The following is a 15532-nucleotide window of genomic DNA, read 5'->3' as shown; positions in this document are numbered from 1 at the left end:
CTCAGCGATTCGGGACGTGCCATTCCCCCGCCTGAAGCTTGCTCTGCCGCAGCCGCAGTGCAAGCCCGAACGCGACGCCGACGCCGATCGCCACCGTCAGGTCGGCAAGGACCGTGAGCGTGAGCGTGAGGAGCAGCAGCAAACGTTCCTCTCGCGGAGCGGCCCAATATCCGCGCCACTTGTGCGGCTCGCTCATGTTCCACGCCGTCATCATCAGCAGCGCTGCGAGCGCGGGCATCGCCAGATAACCCGCCAGCGGCGCGGCCAGCAGCATGACGACGAGGATCACCAGCGCGTGGACCATTCCCGCCACCGGTGTCTTGCCCCCGGCGCGCACGTTGGTGGCGGTGCGCGCGATGGCGCCGGTCGCAGGCAGCCCGCCGAACAGCGCCGAGCCAATATTGGCCCACCCTTGCGCCAGCACCTCCGCATTGGGCCGGTGGCTGCCGCCGATCATCCGGTCCGCCACCATCGCGGAGAGCAGCGATTCGACCGCGGCAAGGAAAGCGATGACGAACGCGGAAGGGAGCAGCTGGGTGATCCGCTCGACGGTTAAGTGCGGAAGATGCGGGACAGGCAGGCCGCGGGGCAATTCACCGTACTGGCTGGCGATCGTCGCCACTGGCAGCGAAAGCAGCGCGACCCCCGCCGACACGGCGCCCACCGCGACGATGAGCCCGGGCAGGCGGGGGAACATCCGGCGCAGCATGATGATCAATACCAGGGCGGCGATCCCGGCGCCCATGGCTGGCCAGTCGGCGCTGGAGCGCGCAGCCCACAGCGCCGCCATCTTGGGGAGGAAATCGGCCGGCAGGGCGGCAGCCTCGATGCCGACGAAATCCTTGAGCTGGCTGCTGGCGATCACAATCGCGATGCCGATCGTGAAGCCGTTGACCACGGCTTCCGGCACGTAGGCGATCAGGTTGCCCGCACGCAGCAGACCGGCGACCAGCAGGATCGCGCCCGCCATCAGCGTGGCCAGCACCAGCCCGTCGTAGCCGTACCGGGCGATGATCGAATAGACGACGACGATGAAAGCACCGGTCGGCCCGCCGATCTGCACCCGGCTTCCGCCCAGCGCAGAGATCAGGAATCCGGCCACCACGGCGGTTACCAACCCTGCGGCGGGCGGTGCGCCCGAGGCGATCGCGATGGCTATGCTGAGGGGGAGTGCGACGAGCGCGACGCTGGTGCCGGCCAGTGCGTCGCCAAGGAACATGCCCGGCGCGTAGCCGCGCATGGTGGTCAGCAACTTGGGCCTCATCGCCGATCCGCCTAGGCGGAGAAGGTCGCTCGGCCCATCAGGTCATGTACGGATGCGCCGCTCGGGCAGCGGTTCAGCTTTGAGGCGGCTGGCGCAGATAGCGGAACATGAACCCGACGTAGTCGGCCTTGCCGAGCGGGACGCCCGCCGCGCGCAGGATGGCGTAGGCGGTCATCAGGTGGAAGTAGAACTGCGGCAGCGCCCAGTCGCGCACGTAGGCAGCGGTATCGAGGTCGAATGTCATGCCATTGGCGAGGCTGAGCTGGACCGGGTCCTCGTCGCCGCCGAAGGGGGTGTCGCGCCACCCCTTGATAAGGGCGCGCGTCGCGGCGACGCGCTCGCGCGCAGCGCCTAAGGTGGTGTCGTCCATGTCGCTTGAGGAGAAGGCTACTCCCGCCGCGCCGGCCATCGCCTCCCCGGGGAGGTTGCAGCAGAAGCGGATCTGGCGCGCGAGCGGGAACATGTCGTCCGCCAGCTTGTGTTCCAGCAGCGCGTCGTCCCCGTGTTCCTGCGCTTTCGCGAGCCAGGCGTCGAGCGAGCCGAGCATGTTGTCGTAGGTGGTGAGGAGGAGTTCGTTGGTCTGCATCGGGCGCGCGATACGCGCCGCCTAATCCCTGATCAACGCCTTCAGCGCGTCGATCCGGTCCGCCTCGTGCGCGGGCTTGTCCCACCGCACCCGGTGAACGCGCGGGAAACGCATCGCCAGGCCCGACTTGTGGCGCTTGCTCTCGTGCACCGAATCGAACGCCAGCTCGAACACCAGGCTGCGGTCGGTCTCGCGCACCGGTCCGAAGCGATTGACCGTGTGCGTGCGCACGTGGCGGTCGATTTTCTTCAGTTCCTCGTCGGTGAAGCCCGAATACGCCTTGCCCACGGGCAACAGTTCGGCGCCTGCATCGGGGTCGCCGTCCCAGCAGCCGAACGTATAGTCCGAATAGAAACTCGATCGCTTGCCGGAGCCGCGCTGGGCATACATCAGCACCGCGTCGATCAGCAGCGGATCGCGCTTCCACTTGTACCACAGGCCGGTCTTGCGCCCCGCGATGTAAGGCGAATCGCGGCGTTTGAGCATGAGGCCTTCGATCGCCTCGTCCCGCGCGCCGGCCCGGATTTCGGAAAGCTGATCAAAGTCGATCGCCTCGACGACCTGGCTGAGGTCGAAGTGGCTGGCGGGCAGGCGTGGCACCAGGTCTTCGAGAACCTTGCGCCGCTGGACCCAAGGCCGTTCGCGCAAGTCCTCGCCTTCAAGGATCAGCACGTCGTAGAGCCGCACGAAGGCAGGGTACTCGGCGAGCATTTTCTTTGAGACGACCTTGCGACCGAGGCGCTGTTGCAGCGCGTTGAAGCTGGCCGCGCCGCCCTGCTCGCCGCCTTGGTGGCTGCCCCGCACCAGCAACTCGCCGTCGAGCACGGCGTCCATCGGCAGGACGTCGAGCAGTTCGGGAAACGTACCTGAGATGTCGTCGCCCCCGCGCGAATAGAGCCGGGTTTCTCCGCCCATCCGGACGAGTTGCACCCGGATTCCGTCCCACTTCCACTCGGCCGCGTAGTCGGTGAGATCGACGACGGTATCTTCCAGTGGGTGGGCCAGCATGAACGGGCGAAAGGTCGGCATGTTCGCCGTATCGGGCGCGTCGGCTCCATGCGCTGCCCAGTCGAACAGCGGTCCGTAGGGCGGGGTGAGACCGTGCCAGTGCTCCTCGACTTCCTCGACAGTAACGTCGAACGCCTGTGCGAATGCAACTTTCGCGAGACGGCTGGAAATGCCGATCCGCATGGCGCCGGTCGCGAGCTTGAGCAGGGCATAGCGGCCTGACGGATCGAGGCGGTCGAGCAGGCGCGGCAGTTCGGCCAGGACCGACTTGCGGGTCATCGCAGCGAGCGTCTCCACCGTTTCGCTCACGCTCGGCGGATCGGGGTGCATGTCGGGCGCCGGCCACAGCAGGCTCGCCGTTTCGGCGGTATCGCCTACGAAATCGCGGCTGAGCGTCCACAGCACCGGATCGATCCGCTCCATGAGCAGGTTGCGGATGGTGCTCGATTTGACGGCGGGAAAGTCCAGCCCGTCGGTCAGCGCCGCGAGCGCCCAGCCGCGGTCCGGATCGGGCGTGGCGCGCAGATACTCTGCAATCAGGCGCAGCTTCTCGTTGCGGCTGCGGGTATAGACCAAGGCATCGATCAGGGCGGCGAACTCTTCCATCTAGCGGGGCGCCTCCGCGCCGTTTAGGGTGCCGCCCTGCCCGCCCCGAGGGGAGGCGACGCACCAGAAGGATTTCTCTCCATGCGCATGATTTTCGCCGCCGCCGCCCTGGCGATCTCTCCGTTCGCGGCTTCCGCAGCCGATACCGCCCCCGCCGCTCAGACGCCGGCTGCGCGCCTCAACCTCGATACGCCGGTAGAAGCCATCGTCGGCGATGCGGCCGGCAAGGCGGTGCTCGATGCCGACCTGCCCGAACTGGCGGCGCATCCGCAGTACGAGATGTTCAAGGGCATGAGCCTGCGCCAGCTTTCGTCGATCGCGCCGGACAAGCTGTCCGCCGAGATCCTTGCCAGGATCGAGGCCGATCTCGCTGCCATCAAATAACCCGGGGTGAAGTGATTCAATCATCCTCGTCCTCGTAACCCACGAGGGCGAGGGCGCGCGCCCGGCGCTGGTGAAGCTGGTGCCAGCGCAGCAGCGCTTCCTCGCGGCCGTGGGTGATCCAGGTTTCGTGCGGGTTCACCTCCTCGACCGTGCGAGTGAGCTCACCCCAGTCGGCGTGGTCGGAGATGACCAGCGGCAGCTCGACGTTGCGCTGCCGGGCGCGCTGTCGCACGCGCATCCAGCCCGAAGCCATCGCGGTGATCGGATCGGGCAGCCGGCGGCTCCAGCGGTCGTTGAGCGCGCCGGGCGGGCAGACCACCACGCGCCCGCGCATCTCGTCCCTGGCTGCCTCGCTGACGAGCCGCAACTCGCCCAGCGGCACCCCGAACTCCTCGTACAGCCGGCACATTTTCTCGAGCGCGCCGTGAAGGTAGATGGGCTCGTGATGTCCGGCCGCGCGGAGTTCGGCGATCACCCGCTGCGCCTTGCCGAGCGCGTAGGCGCCGACCAGCACGCAGCGGTCCGGGTGCGCGGCAAGCCGGCCGAGCAGCTTGGTCATCTCGTCCGCGATCGGGGGGTGGCAGAACAGCGGGAGGCCGAAAGTCGCTTCGGTGATGAAGATATCGCAGGGGACCACCTCGAAGGGGGGGCAGGTGGGATCGGGGCGCCGCTTGTAGTCGCCGGTGATCACCACCCGCTCGCCCGCGTGTTCGAGCAGGATCTGGGCGCTGCCGAGCACGTGTCCTGCGGGAATGAAAGTCGCGTCCACCCCGCCGCGAAGGCGGATGGTTTCGCCGTAGGCGACCGGGGTCGCGCCATCGCGAGTGAAGTAGCGCAAGTCCATGATTGCCAGCGTCTCGGGCGTGGCGATCGACTGGCCGTGCCCGCCGCGCGCGTGGTCGGCGTGGCCGTGCGTGACGAGCGCGCGATCGACGGGACGCGACGGATCGACCCACGTGTCCGCCGGAACCACGTGAATGCCATGCGGCTCTGGTCGAATCCACGAAAACGGCGGTGCCATCGTACGCCAACGAAGGGCGCGTTATGGCGGTTCCGCGCCGCTCCTCAGGAAGTCCTTCCCTTGGACTTTTCCGCTGCGGCGGCCTTTTCCGCGGCCTGCCATGTCTCGATCGCCGGATCGTAGCGGAGGATCTTGGCCTCCGGGTCGATCGCATAATCGCCCGCGTCAGGCCCAAGCTGAACGCGTCCGCGCCCGTTCGTCATCGGCACGCGGACAACACGGGACCCGACCCGCACCTCCACCGGCATCGGGAACGGCGTGCCGCCGGCGGTCGACCAGGTGAGATCGAGCGCCCCGCCCTGGCGCGCTACGGTCAGCTTCGGCAGCGGACCCTGGCGCAGGTAGGCATCGAAAAACCAGCCGAGATCGCGCCCGCTCGCCTTTTCCGCCTCGCGCTGGAAGTCCGCGGTGGTCCGGAACTGGGGGGTGAAATTACCGGGCCTTGGATCGTCGCGCCCATAGACGAGCCGGCGCAGCGCCGTGAAGAATGCCTCGTCTCCGATCAGTCCCCGCAGCGTGTGCGCGATCCAGGCCCCCTTGGTGTAGATGTCGCTACCCCAGCCGGCCTCGCGATCGTTGTAATAGGTGCTGGTGAGGGGTTCGTCCGGCACCAGCGGCACCTTGGAGACGATCTTCTTGCGCGAATCCCACAGCATCGCGTCATACAGCCAGTCGCCGCGGGCCTGCTGCATATAGAGCGGCTGCATGTAGGACCCGAGACCTTCCTGCAGCCACATGTGGTTTGTTTCGGTCTGGGCGAGCTGGTTCGCGAACCATTCGTGCGCGAATTCATGCTCCATCAGCCAATCGTACCCGTCCGGCGAGGGCTTGAATCCCGCGCCGTAGGCATTGATCGTCTGGTGCTCCATTCCAAGGTGCGGAGTTTCGACCAGGCCGACTTTCTCGTCCCCGAACGGATAGGGCCCGATCGTGCGCTCGAAAAACGCGATCGAATCGCCGATCTGGTCGACCAGCGCGCCGGCCTGTTTCGCGTGGCCTGGCAGATGCCAGAAGGCAATCGGAATGCTGTTGCCGAAGCGGCTCTGGTAGGTGCGCTCGATCTTTTCGAACGGGCCGATGTTCAGGGTCAGCGCGTACATGTTGAGGTTGCGCGCGCGCCATTTCCAGGTCGTCCAGCCGTTCTCGTCGCTGCGGCCGATGAACTTGCCGTTTCCGGCCGCCACCAGGGGCGCCGGAACCGTAAAGGCGATGTCGGTCACGCCCACCCGCTTCACCGGGCTGTCGATGCAGGGCCAGAGGATATCGCAGCCTTCCATCTGGTTCGCCGTGGCGATCCACGGCTGGCCAGTGGGCGTCTGCTTCCACATGATCCCGCCATCCCAAGGCGGCCGTTCGGCGATGTGTGGACGGCCGGCATAGGTGATCGCGACGCTGAGCTTGTCACCCTTCGCAGCGGCGGAAGGCAAGTCGATCGAAAGCTGGCCGTCGTCGTTGCGCCAGTTGCTTAAGGCCACCGCGCTCCCGTTGAGCAGCACGGACGAGATGACGTAGCGCGGGTCCAGATCGAACTCGACCCGGTTCATCGGGCCGAGCGCGGTCAAGCCATAGCGCGCCGTGCCCTCGACCGTCGCCGCAGCCGGATCGACCTTGAGGGAGAGGTCGAGCGTGTCGAGCCCTGTCGCCTGCTGGTTTGCGGTCAGCGGCAGGCCGCTCTGTATCGTCCGCTTGGACAGTGGCGGCGGTGTGGCCGGATCGTCTTGCGCAAAGACGCCCGGCGCCGCGGCCAACAATAGTCCGGCGGCGCCGAGTGCGCGAATTGCCCCCCTCATTTTCCCTGTTACTCCTGGCTGGTCTTGTCGTCGCTGGCTTCCGGCGCGGTCTTGCGCTGGGAAGGCTCCGTCTTGTCCTTGCGCGACTTGCTTCGGGCCGCTTTCGGAGGAGCCGGCGTGAGCTCGAACGCGGGCTGCCCGTCCTTCAGACTGACGTGGACCTCGCCGCCGGCCGAAAGTTTGCCGAACAACAGTTCCTCGGCGAGCGGCTGCTTGATCTTCTCCTGGATCAGGCGGGCCATCGGCCGGGCACCGTAGAGCTTGTCGTAGCCCTTGTCGGCCAGCCAGCCGCGTGCGTCGCTGTCGAACTGGATGTGCACGTTCTGCTCGGCAAGCTGCATCTCCAGCTGGAGGATGAACTTGTCGACCACCCGCGCGACCGTTTCGCGGCCGAGGTAGGTGAACGGCACGATCGCATCGAGACGGTTGCGGAATTCGGGGGTGAACATCTTCTTCACCGCCTCGTCCTGCGCGTCTTCCTTCGAAACGTCGCCAAACCCGATGCCCTGACGCGCCATGTCGGATGCGCCGGCATTGGTGGTCATGATCAGCACGACGTTGCGGAAATCGACCGTCTTGCCGTGGTGATCGGTCAGGCGGCCGTTATCCATCACCTGCAGCAGGATGTTGAACAGGTCAGGGTGCGCCTTCTCGATCTCGTCGAGCAGGAGGACGCTGTGCGGCTGCTGGTCGACCGCGTCGGTCAGGAGGCCGCCCTGGTCGTAGCCGACATAGCCCGGAGGTGCGCCGATCAGACGGCTCACCGAGTGGCGCTCCATGTATTCCGACATGTCGAACCGCTGCAGCGGAATGCCCATGATGCTGGCGAGCTGGCGCGCGACCTCGGTCTTGCCGACGCCGGTCGGACCCGAGAACAGGAACGAGCCGATCGGCTTGTCGGGATCGCGCAGGCCCGCGCGGCTGAGCTTCATCGCGGTCGACAGCTTCTTCACCGCTGCGTCCTGCCCATAGACGACCTGCTTCAGGTCGCGCTCGAGGTGCTCCAGCGCCTTCTTGTCGTCGCTCGACACGCTCTTGGGTGGGATGCGCGCCATCGTTGCGATCACGGCCTCGATCTCGCGCGCGGTGATCTTCTTTTTCCGCTTCGACGGCGGCACCAGCATCTGCATCGCGCCGACCTCGTCGATCACGTCGATCGCCTTGTCGGGCAGCTTACGGTCGTTGATGTAGCGCGCCGACAGCTCGACCGCGGTCTTGATCGCGTCGGGCGTGTAGGTGACCTTGTGGTGCTCCTCGAACGCGGTGCGCAGACCTTTCAGGATCTTGACCGTATCCTCGACCGTCGGCTCGTTCACGTCGATCTTCTGGAACCGGCGCAGCAGCGCGCGGTCCTTTTCGAAGTGGTTGCGGAACTCCTTGTAGGTGGTCGAGCCGATGCAGCGGATCGTCCCGCCGCTGAGCGCTGGCTTCAGCAGGTTCGAGGCGTCCATTGCCCCGCCGCTCGTGGCGCCGGCGCCGATCACGGTGTGGATCTCGTCGATGAACAGCACCGCCTCGGGCATCTTTTCAAGCTCGGTCACGACCTGCTTCAGCCGCTCCTCGAAATCGCCGCGGTAGCGGGTCCCGGCGAGCAGCGCGCCCATGTCGAGGCTGTAGATCACCGCGTCCTGCAGCACTTCAGGCACGTCGCCCTCGACGATCTTGCGCGCGAGGCCTTCGGCGATGGCGGTCTTGCCCACGCCCGGATCGCCCACGTAGAGCGGGTTGTTCTTCGAGCGGCGGCAGAGGATCTGGATCGTACGGTCCACTTCCGGCCCGCGGCCGATCAGCGGATCGACCTTGCCGCTCTTCGCCTTCTCGTTGAGGTTGACGGTGAACTGGTCAAGCGCGCTCGCGTCCTTGCCGCTCTTGGCGTCGGCCTTTTCCTGCGGCTGGCCCTCGGCCTCGCCCGAGCCGGTCGGGGGCTTGGAATCGATCTGCTTGCCGCCCTTGCCGATGCCGTGGCTGATGTAGCTCACCGCATCCAATCGGCTCATGTCCTGCTGCTGGAGGAAATAGACCGCGTAGCTGTCCCGTTCCGAGAACAGCGCCACCAGCACGTTGGCGCCGGTGACAGTGTCCTTGCCGCTCGACTGGACGTGCAGGATCGCGCGCTGGATCACCCGCTGGAAGCCGGCGGTGGGCTGCGGATCGGCGTCGTCGGCGGTTTCGAGCTTCTGGTATTCCTCGTCGAGGTAGCGGCGCACGACCTCGCCCAGTTCGGCGACATCGACGCCGCAGGCTGCCATCACCTGCGCAGCGTCCTCGTCATCGATCAGCGCGAGCAGCAGGTGCTCGAGCGTCGCGTACTCGTGACGCCGCTCGGCTGCGCCGGCGAGCGCGGCGTGGAGGGTCTTTTCGAGGTTCTGGGCGAAACTGGGCATTCGTCTGGGTCTTTCGTCGGGTTCGGCGGCGGTCCGCCAGGGCACGATTTATGATGGGGGTGGGTGAACGGCGCTTTTACGCCTGGGTGGAAGCGACGCCGGAGAGGCGCTTGCCGCCGATATGGGAAGCGCCTCGCGCAATTGCGAGGCGCGCCGCGTCACGACTTGGGGGATCCGAACAGCGCATCCGCGGCGCTGCGATGCGCCGCGGCCTTGAGCCTGTGCTTGTCGACCCGCGCGATCTCGGCTTCGAGCAGGGCGATACGCTCCTGCAGCTCGTTCTGCGAATACGGGGAAAGGTCCTCCTTCGCGAGGAGGCTCGCCGCGTCACCTTTCGGGCGGGGACGGTCTTCTTCGTCCATCAGGGTTCCAGCATCGCAAGGCGGCGCGCTTGCTGTCAATGGCTTGCGCCGCTAGTCCACCGGCTGCCGCAAGGCGTTGTCGCTTTCGCGCAACAGGGGGTGCAGACATGGGCGCAAGCCTTCCCGACACGATGACCGCGATGGGCTTCGACGCGCCCGGCGGTCCCGAGGTCTTCCGGCCCGAAAGCCAGCCGGTGCCGCGGCCGGGGCCGGGCGAAGTGCTGATCCGTGTCGCCTATGCGGGCGTCAACCGGCCCGATGTCATTCAGCGCCAGGGCTTTTACCCACCCCCGCCGGGGGCTTCGCCGATTCCGGGACTGGAGATCGCCGGACGGGTGGTCGAAGCGGGCGAGGGCGCAGGCAGCGAATTGATCGGCCACGAAGTCTGCGCGCTCGTTTCGGGCGGAGGATATGCCGAATACTGCCTTGCCGACGCTCGCCACTGCCTGCCCGTTCCTGCTGGCGTGCCAATGGCACAAGCTGCGGCGCTCCCGGAAACGCTGTTCACCGTGTGGCACAACGTGTTCGAGCGCGGCTTCGCGCGAGAGGGCGAAACGCTGCTGGTGCACGGCGGGACGAGCGGAATCGGCACGATGGCGATCATGCTCGGCAAGGCGTTCGGCCTGACCGTGATCACGACCGCCGGATCGAGCGGCAAGTGCGATGCCGCCCGCGCGCTCGGTGCAGACCTCGCCATCAATTACCGCCAGGAGGATTTCGTCGAGGAGGTGAAGACCTTCACTGGCGGAAAAGGCGTGAACGTGGTGCTCGACATGGTTTCGGGCGATTACGTGCCCCGCAACCTCGCCTGCCTGGCGGAGGATGGACGGCACGTGACCATCGCGGTTCTCGGCGGCCTCAAGGCAACGATCGACATGGCGCTGGTGATGAGGAAGCGCCTGATGCTGACCGGATCGACGCTGCGCGCGCGCTCGGCCGAGTTCAAGGCATTCCTCGCCGACGAGATCGCGGAGAACGCATGGCCCCTGGTCGCCGACGGTACGATCCGGCCGGTCATGGACCAGACCTTCCCGCTCGCAGAGGCCGCCGCCGCGCACGCGCGGATGGAAGGGGGCGACCACATCGGCAAGATCGTGCTAAAAGTCGCCGGTGGCTGACCTTACGCTTCACGAGGACCCGCTCAGCGGCAACTGCTACAAGATACGCCTGACCGCGGCGTTGCTCGGTATTCCGCTGGAGCTGCGCCGGTATGACATCATGCGGGGGGAGACGCGCACGCCGGAATTTCTCGCGAAGGTCAACGCGAACGGTCGTATTCCCGTGCTGCAGATCGGCTCTGGCGAAAGCGCCCGATTCCTTCCCGAGAGCAACGCGGCGTGCTGGTATCTCGCGGAGGGCACCGGACTGGTGCCGGGCGACCGCTTCGACCGGGCCGACATGCTCCGGTGGATGTTCTTCGAGCAGTACAATCACGAACCCAACATCGCGACGCTGCGCTTCTGGCTTTCCTTCATCGGCGAGGCGCATCTTTCCCCGCAGCAACGCGCAATGGTGCCGGCGAAACGCATCGCGGGTGAGGACGCGCTCGAGCTGATGGACAATCACCTCGCCTCGCGCGTGTGGTTCGTCGGGAGCGAGGCCAGCCTCGCCGACGTCGTGCTTTTCGCCTACACCCACGTGGCGGAAATGGGCGGGTTCCGGCTGGAGGATCACAAGCACGTGTGCGCCTGGCTTGGGCGAATGGCTGCCTTGCCAGGCTTCGTGCCGATGGAGTGAGCTGTCATAAAACCGTCAGCACGCGATGCTATGACGCTCCTGCCAACGACAGGAGATGCAGCATGCCGAGCGACTGGGACGAAGGCTTGATCGGCAACAACCAGGGCAGGGTCTTCGGGCTGGCCAAACGCGAGTCGCTGGCCAAGGTCATGGTGCGCGCGTTCCGCCCCATCCAGGCGCGACGCCATGCCCGGGAACTCCCCGCCGCCGCCTAGTGCTTGCGGAGCGGCACCGCATGGCCTAGATCGGACCCACACGGCCGCCCCGAGAGGGGCGGCCTCTCTATTTTCAGGATCCTCTCATGGCCGACCAACCCACTCCGCTGATGCCGCATGCGACCGCCACCTGGCTGGTCGACAACACGGCGCTTTCGTTCGAGCAGATCGCCGAGTTCTGCGGCCTGCACATCCTCGAAGTGCAGGCGATGGCCGACGATCTGGCCGGCTCCAAGTATACCGGGCGCGATCCGGTTCACTCGGGGGAGCTGACCAACGAGGAGATCGAGAAGGGCCAGGCCGATCCGGAATACCGCCTGCGCATGCACAAGGCCCCGGTCGCGGTCAGTCGCACCAAGGGACCGCGCTACACTCCCGTATCGAAGCGGCAGGACAAGCCGGACGGCATCGCGTGGATCCTGCGCAGCCATCCGGAAGTCTCGGACGCGCAGATCTCCAAGCTGATCGGCACCACCCGCAACACGATCACCGCGATCCGCGATCGGTCGCACTGGAACATCGCCAACATCACGCCGAAGGATCCGGTGACGCTGGGCCTGTGCTCCCAGCGCGAGCTCGACGCGATGGTCGCCAAGGCAGCGAAGAAGGCCGGGCTCGAGGAAGACGCGGGCACACGCGATGCGCGCTTCGGCAGCGACCGGGATGCGCTGATCGAGGAACTGCGCGCGGAGCGTGACACCAATGCCAAGGCTGCAGTAGAGGCCGCGCAGGAAGCCGAGGCGGCCGCATGGCTCGAGGCCCGCCGCGCGAGCGACGCCGAAGCCGAGTAAACTCTCGCGACCTTGCCAAGCGGATGCGCTTGCCCCATCCATGCTGACATGGATGTAAGCAGCGTGTCCGATCCCGACGGGCATCCGTCGCCGGCCGATTACCGGCACCCATGCGCCTGGGATGTGCCGCTTCCCTCGCTCACCGTTCCCGGCCTGCTGGAGCGGGCAGCGCGGGAGGCGCCCGATGCGCCGGCGACGGATTTCATGGGTCGCCGCCAGACTTATGCGCAAGTGCTGGACGAGGCGCGCGCCTTCGCATTCGGCTTGCGCGCGCGCGGCATCGGTCCCGGCGACCGGGTCGGCCTGTTCCTGCCGAACGTGCCGATCTACCTGTCCGCCTATTACGGCACGATGCTGGCGGGCGCGGTGGCAGTCAATTTCTCGCCCTTGTACACGGTCGAGGAGCTTGAAGCGCAGGTGGCGGATTCGGGCACGCGGCTGCTGGTCACGGTCGATGTCGCCAGTCTGCTGCCGACCGCGCTGAAAGTGCTCGATGGCTCTGCGCTTGAGACCCTGGTGGTGGGATCGCTGAGCGCGATGCTGCCCTGGCCCAAGCGGGTCGCGCTCACGATGTTTGGCCGAAAGAGCCTCGGCGAGGTTCCCGATCGCCGCGACGTGGTTCGCTGGGACGACGCGCTGGACCGGCAGATACGCCCGTTGCCTCCCGTCAGCCCGACCGACCTTGCGTTGCTGCAATACACCGGAGGCACCACCGGCCGGCCCAAGGGGGCGATGCTGAGCCACGCCAATCTGGCGGCAAACGCGCTGCAGGTCGATGCCATTGACCCGTTCGAAGGCCGCGACATGATCCTGGGCGTGCTGCCGTTCTTCCATGTCTTCGCCAACACCTGCGTTCTCAACCGTACAGTGGCGAAGAGAGGCTGCATCGCCATGTTGCCGCGGTTCGAGGCGGGGCAGGCGCTGAAACTTCAGAACCGCGTAAAAGCAACTGCCCTGCCCGGTGTGCCGACGATGTTCCAGGCGCTGCTCGATCACCCACGGCTGCCGAAAACCGACCTCTCCTCGCTCAATGTGTGCATCTCGGGCGGCGCGCCGCTGCCCGCACCGGTACGTGACAAGTGGGAAGCCGCGACCGGATCGCGGTTGGTCGAAGGCTATGGCCTGACCGAAAGCTCCGGCGTCGTATCCACCAACCCCTATCTGGGAGAGCGGCGCGCAGGCACTATCGGCCAGGTCCTGCCGCACACCCGGGTGCGCCTGCTCGACAAGGAAGACCCGTCACGCGCCGCTCCCGCCGGCGAGCCGGGCGAGTTGGCGGTCGCGGGACCGCAGGTGATGCAGGGCTACTGGAACCTGCCGGAGGCGGCGGCGGAGGCTTTCGTCGAAGCGAGCGGGATACGCTGGCTGCGCACCGGTGACGTCGCGGTGATCGACGCGCAGGGGTTCATCACCATCGTTGACCGGATCAAGGACATGATTGCGGTCGGCGGCTTCAAGGTCTTCCCCAGCCAGGTCGAAGCGGTGCTGCTGGAGAACCCCGCCATCAAGGAGGCGCTCGTGCTCGGTCTGCCCGATCCTTATCTGGGAGAGACTCCGGCGGCGTTCGTCACGCTCAACGAGGGCGACAGCGTCACCGGCGAGTCGCTGGCCGAATGGCTCAACGCCCGGGTCGGCAAGCACGAGCGGGTCAGCGCGGTAACGGTGCGCGAGACGCTGCCGAAGACGATGATCGGCAAGCTCGACCGGAAGGCGCTGAGAGCGGAGGTCGCCGCGGCGATCTGAACCCGCCCGCGATCAGCTTGCCAGGGTCAGCTTCGGCTCGCCGTCCTCGGCCTTCGGCGGAGCGACCTTGCCCGGCACGCGGTGGGCGAAGCGACCCTCGACCTCGGCACCCTGCTCGATCGTCAGCGCGTCATAGTGCACGTCGCCGTGAATTCGCGCGCTACGCAGGATAACCAGCTCGCGCGCGGTGATCGAGCCGGTGACCGATCCGGCAAGCCGGGCGGTTTCCGCCACGATGGCCCCTTCAACATGGCTGCCTTCGCCCTGGACGAGGCTGGCGCACTGGATGTCGCCTTCGATCCGTCCGTCGACATGAAGGTCGACGGTGGCCGAGATGTCGCCCTTGATCACGACATCGCTGCCGATGACCGAGAACGTCGATCCGCTGACGGGCGCTCTAGCCACGGGCTGGCTCTCCCTGAACTCGGCGGGCTTCTTTGAGAACATGGGGCGCTGCCTCCAGGAAGGGGCGCGGGTTCACCGCGCGACCATTGATGCGCACTTCGAAGTGCAGGTGCGGGCCGGTCGAACGGCCGGTGCTGCCGATCGCGCCGATCACGTCGCCGGGGGCGACTTCCTGTCCGACGCGCGAGGCGAAGTGCGACATGTGCGCATAGCGGGTGACCATTCCGTTACCATGGCTGATCTCGATCACGTTGCCATAGCCGGAACGCTGGCCGACAAAGCTCACCCGGCCCTTGGCGGCGGCATAGATCGGCGCACCGATCGGGCCGCGGAAATCAAGGCCCGAGTGCATCGCGGCGGCGCCGGTGAACGGGTCGCGGCGCACGCCGTAGCTGCTGGTCAGCATCTCGACGTTGGCGGGGCGATACTGCGGAATGCCGGCAAGGCTGCGATCGAGCGCTTCCATCCGCGCGAGGCTGAGCCCAAGCCGCTCGAACCGCGGATCGATCGACCCGTCCCTCGCGGTGGACAAGCGTTCGAGCGGACCACCCATCGCCCCGCGGCCCGCGGCGCGCACCATGGCGTTGGGATCGAGACCAAGCTGGCGGATCGCCTTCGCGCTGCGCTCCGCACGGCGATCGGCGTAGCGGGTGAGCCTTTCGACGAAAGCGAGCTGGCGCGCCTCGATGCGGGCGAGCGCGGCTGCTTCGGGAATGGCGGCACTCACCTTGGAAACGGTTTTCGAAGCCTCGCTGGTCGAATCGGTTACTGTCTCCCCTTCTCGTGCGTCGGCGGGAAGCGAGTCGACCATCTCCTCGATGAACGTCTGGCGGCGCTTGAGGTCGTCGGCCACGGCGCCGATGTCGTCGCGGTAAGCGCCGACGCGTTCCTCGGCGTTGGCGACCTGGGCTTCGCGCTCGAGCAGCGAGAGGCGATCGGCAGCGGCGCGATATTGCAGCCACCCCATCACCGCCATCGACAGGCCCCACGCCACGAGCGCGCCGATCACCGCGCTGGCGGCGATCATCTGCACCTTGCCGGTGATCTTGATAAAGCGAACCTGTCCCTGCGACCGCATGAAGAACTCGCGGTCGGGGAACCAGGCGCGCAAGCGGCTCAACGATCCGCTGGCGGCTGAATTCATGTGAGGTACGACCCCTATAACCCGTCTTATCGCGGGCGGGCCGCTATCAAAGGTGAGGTTCCCGGTCGAATCGACTCACGATGACTCGGGGC

At 66.7% G+C, this 15532-nt stretch carries 15 protein-coding genes; 6 read left to right on the top strand and 9 right to left on the bottom strand.

Going from position 1 to position 15532, the window contains the following annotated elements:
- Nucleotide 1: 1 nt before the first annotated feature.
- The 3 genes from IEW58_RS12165 to IEW58_RS12155 form a co-directional block, all read right to left on the bottom strand.
- Complete coding sequence (locus IEW58_RS12165) at nt 2-1264, bottom strand: SulP family inorganic anion transporter (RefSeq protein WP_188645359.1); 1263 nt, start codon at nt 1262-1264, stop codon at nt 2-4.
- Nucleotides 1265-1337: 73 nt separating this feature from the next.
- Nucleotides 1338-1850, bottom strand: a complete 513-nt coding sequence (locus IEW58_RS12160) for a DUF1993 family protein (RefSeq protein WP_188645358.1) — start codon at nt 1848-1850, stop codon at nt 1338-1340.
- 21 nt (nt 1851-1871) lie between these two features.
- On the bottom strand, nt 1872-3464 hold the full coding sequence (locus IEW58_RS12155; protein WP_188645357.1) for a cisplatin damage response ATP-dependent DNA ligase: 1593 nt from the start codon (nt 3462-3464) through the stop codon (nt 1872-1874).
- 81 nt (nt 3465-3545) lie between these two features.
- Here IEW58_RS12155 and IEW58_RS12150 point away from each other — a divergent pair, with 81 nt between their 5' ends.
- A complete protein-coding gene (locus tag IEW58_RS12150) occupies nt 3546-3848 on the top strand; it encodes a hypothetical protein (protein WP_188645356.1) in 303 nt (100 codons plus the stop codon).
- A gap of 16 nt (nt 3849-3864) precedes the next feature.
- On the opposite strand, the gene IEW58_RS12145 is transcribed toward IEW58_RS12150, so the two are convergent.
- The 4 genes from IEW58_RS12145 to IEW58_RS12130 form a co-directional block, all read right to left on the bottom strand.
- Nucleotides 3865-4869, bottom strand: a complete 1005-nt coding sequence (locus IEW58_RS12145) for a ligase-associated DNA damage response exonuclease (RefSeq protein ID WP_188645355.1) — start codon at nt 4867-4869, stop codon at nt 3865-3867.
- Nucleotides 4870-4913: 44 nt separating this feature from the next.
- Entirely contained in the window at nt 4914-6659 is a 1746-nt protein-coding gene (locus IEW58_RS12140; RefSeq protein WP_188645354.1) for a M1 family metallopeptidase, read from the bottom strand.
- An 8-nt stretch (nt 6660-6667) separates the two neighbouring features.
- Entirely contained in the window at nt 6668-9043 is a 2376-nt protein-coding gene (clpA, locus tag IEW58_RS12135; protein ID WP_188645353.1) for an ATP-dependent Clp protease ATP-binding subunit ClpA, read from the bottom strand.
- A gap of 158 nt (nt 9044-9201) precedes the next feature.
- Complete coding sequence (locus tag IEW58_RS12130; RefSeq protein ID WP_188645352.1) at nt 9202-9405, bottom strand: DUF1192 domain-containing protein; 204 nt, start codon at nt 9403-9405, stop codon at nt 9202-9204.
- Nucleotides 9406-9512: 107 nt separating this feature from the next.
- Between IEW58_RS12130 and IEW58_RS12125 the strand changes: the two genes are divergently transcribed.
- The 5 genes from IEW58_RS12125 (at nt 9513) to IEW58_RS12105 (ending at nt 13891) form a co-directional block, all read left to right on the top strand.
- Nucleotides 9513-10523, top strand: a complete 1011-nt coding sequence (locus IEW58_RS12125) for an NAD(P)H-quinone oxidoreductase (RefSeq protein WP_188645351.1) — start codon at nt 9513-9515, stop codon at nt 10521-10523.
- The gene (locus IEW58_RS12120; protein ID WP_188645350.1) at nt 10516-11142 is read left to right on the top strand and encodes a glutathione S-transferase family protein; all 627 of its coding nucleotides are present in this window, start codon (nt 10516-10518) and stop codon (nt 11140-11142) included. Before IEW58_RS12125 ends, IEW58_RS12120 begins: the two co-directional genes overlap by 8 nt.
- A gap of 62 nt (nt 11143-11204) precedes the next feature.
- On the top strand, nt 11205-11357 hold the full coding sequence (locus IEW58_RS12115; RefSeq protein WP_188645349.1) for a hypothetical protein: 153 nt from the start codon (nt 11205-11207) through the stop codon (nt 11355-11357).
- A gap of 86 nt (nt 11358-11443) precedes the next feature.
- Nucleotides 11444-12148, top strand: a complete 705-nt coding sequence (locus IEW58_RS12110; protein ID WP_188645348.1) for a DUF1013 domain-containing protein — start codon at nt 11444-11446, stop codon at nt 12146-12148.
- A 48-nt stretch (nt 12149-12196) separates the two neighbouring features.
- Nucleotides 12197-13891: an AMP-binding protein gene (locus IEW58_RS12105; RefSeq protein ID WP_188645347.1), complete on the top strand. Its 1695-nt coding sequence runs from the start codon at nt 12197-12199 to the stop codon at nt 13889-13891.
- A gap of 12 nt (nt 13892-13903) precedes the next feature.
- On the opposite strand, the gene IEW58_RS12100 is transcribed toward IEW58_RS12105, so the two are convergent.
- Complete coding sequence (locus IEW58_RS12100; protein WP_188645346.1) at nt 13904-14338, bottom strand: bactofilin family protein; 435 nt, start codon at nt 14336-14338, stop codon at nt 13904-13906.
- Nucleotides 14289-15440 carry a M23 family metallopeptidase gene (locus tag IEW58_RS12095; protein WP_188645345.1) on the bottom strand — a complete coding sequence of 384 codons (1152 nt, stop codon included), beginning with the start codon at nt 15438-15440 and terminating at the stop codon, nt 14289-14291. The genes IEW58_RS12100 and IEW58_RS12095 overlap by 50 nt, the downstream gene beginning before the upstream one ends.
- Nucleotides 15441-15532 lie beyond the last annotated feature (92 nt).

Source organism: Tsuneonella deserti (assembly GCF_014644315.1).
In the GTDB taxonomy this organism is placed as follows: Bacteria; Pseudomonadota; Alphaproteobacteria; order Sphingomonadales; family Sphingomonadaceae; genus Tsuneonella; species Tsuneonella deserti.
This window is presented reverse-complemented; position numbering and strand designations above follow the sequence as displayed.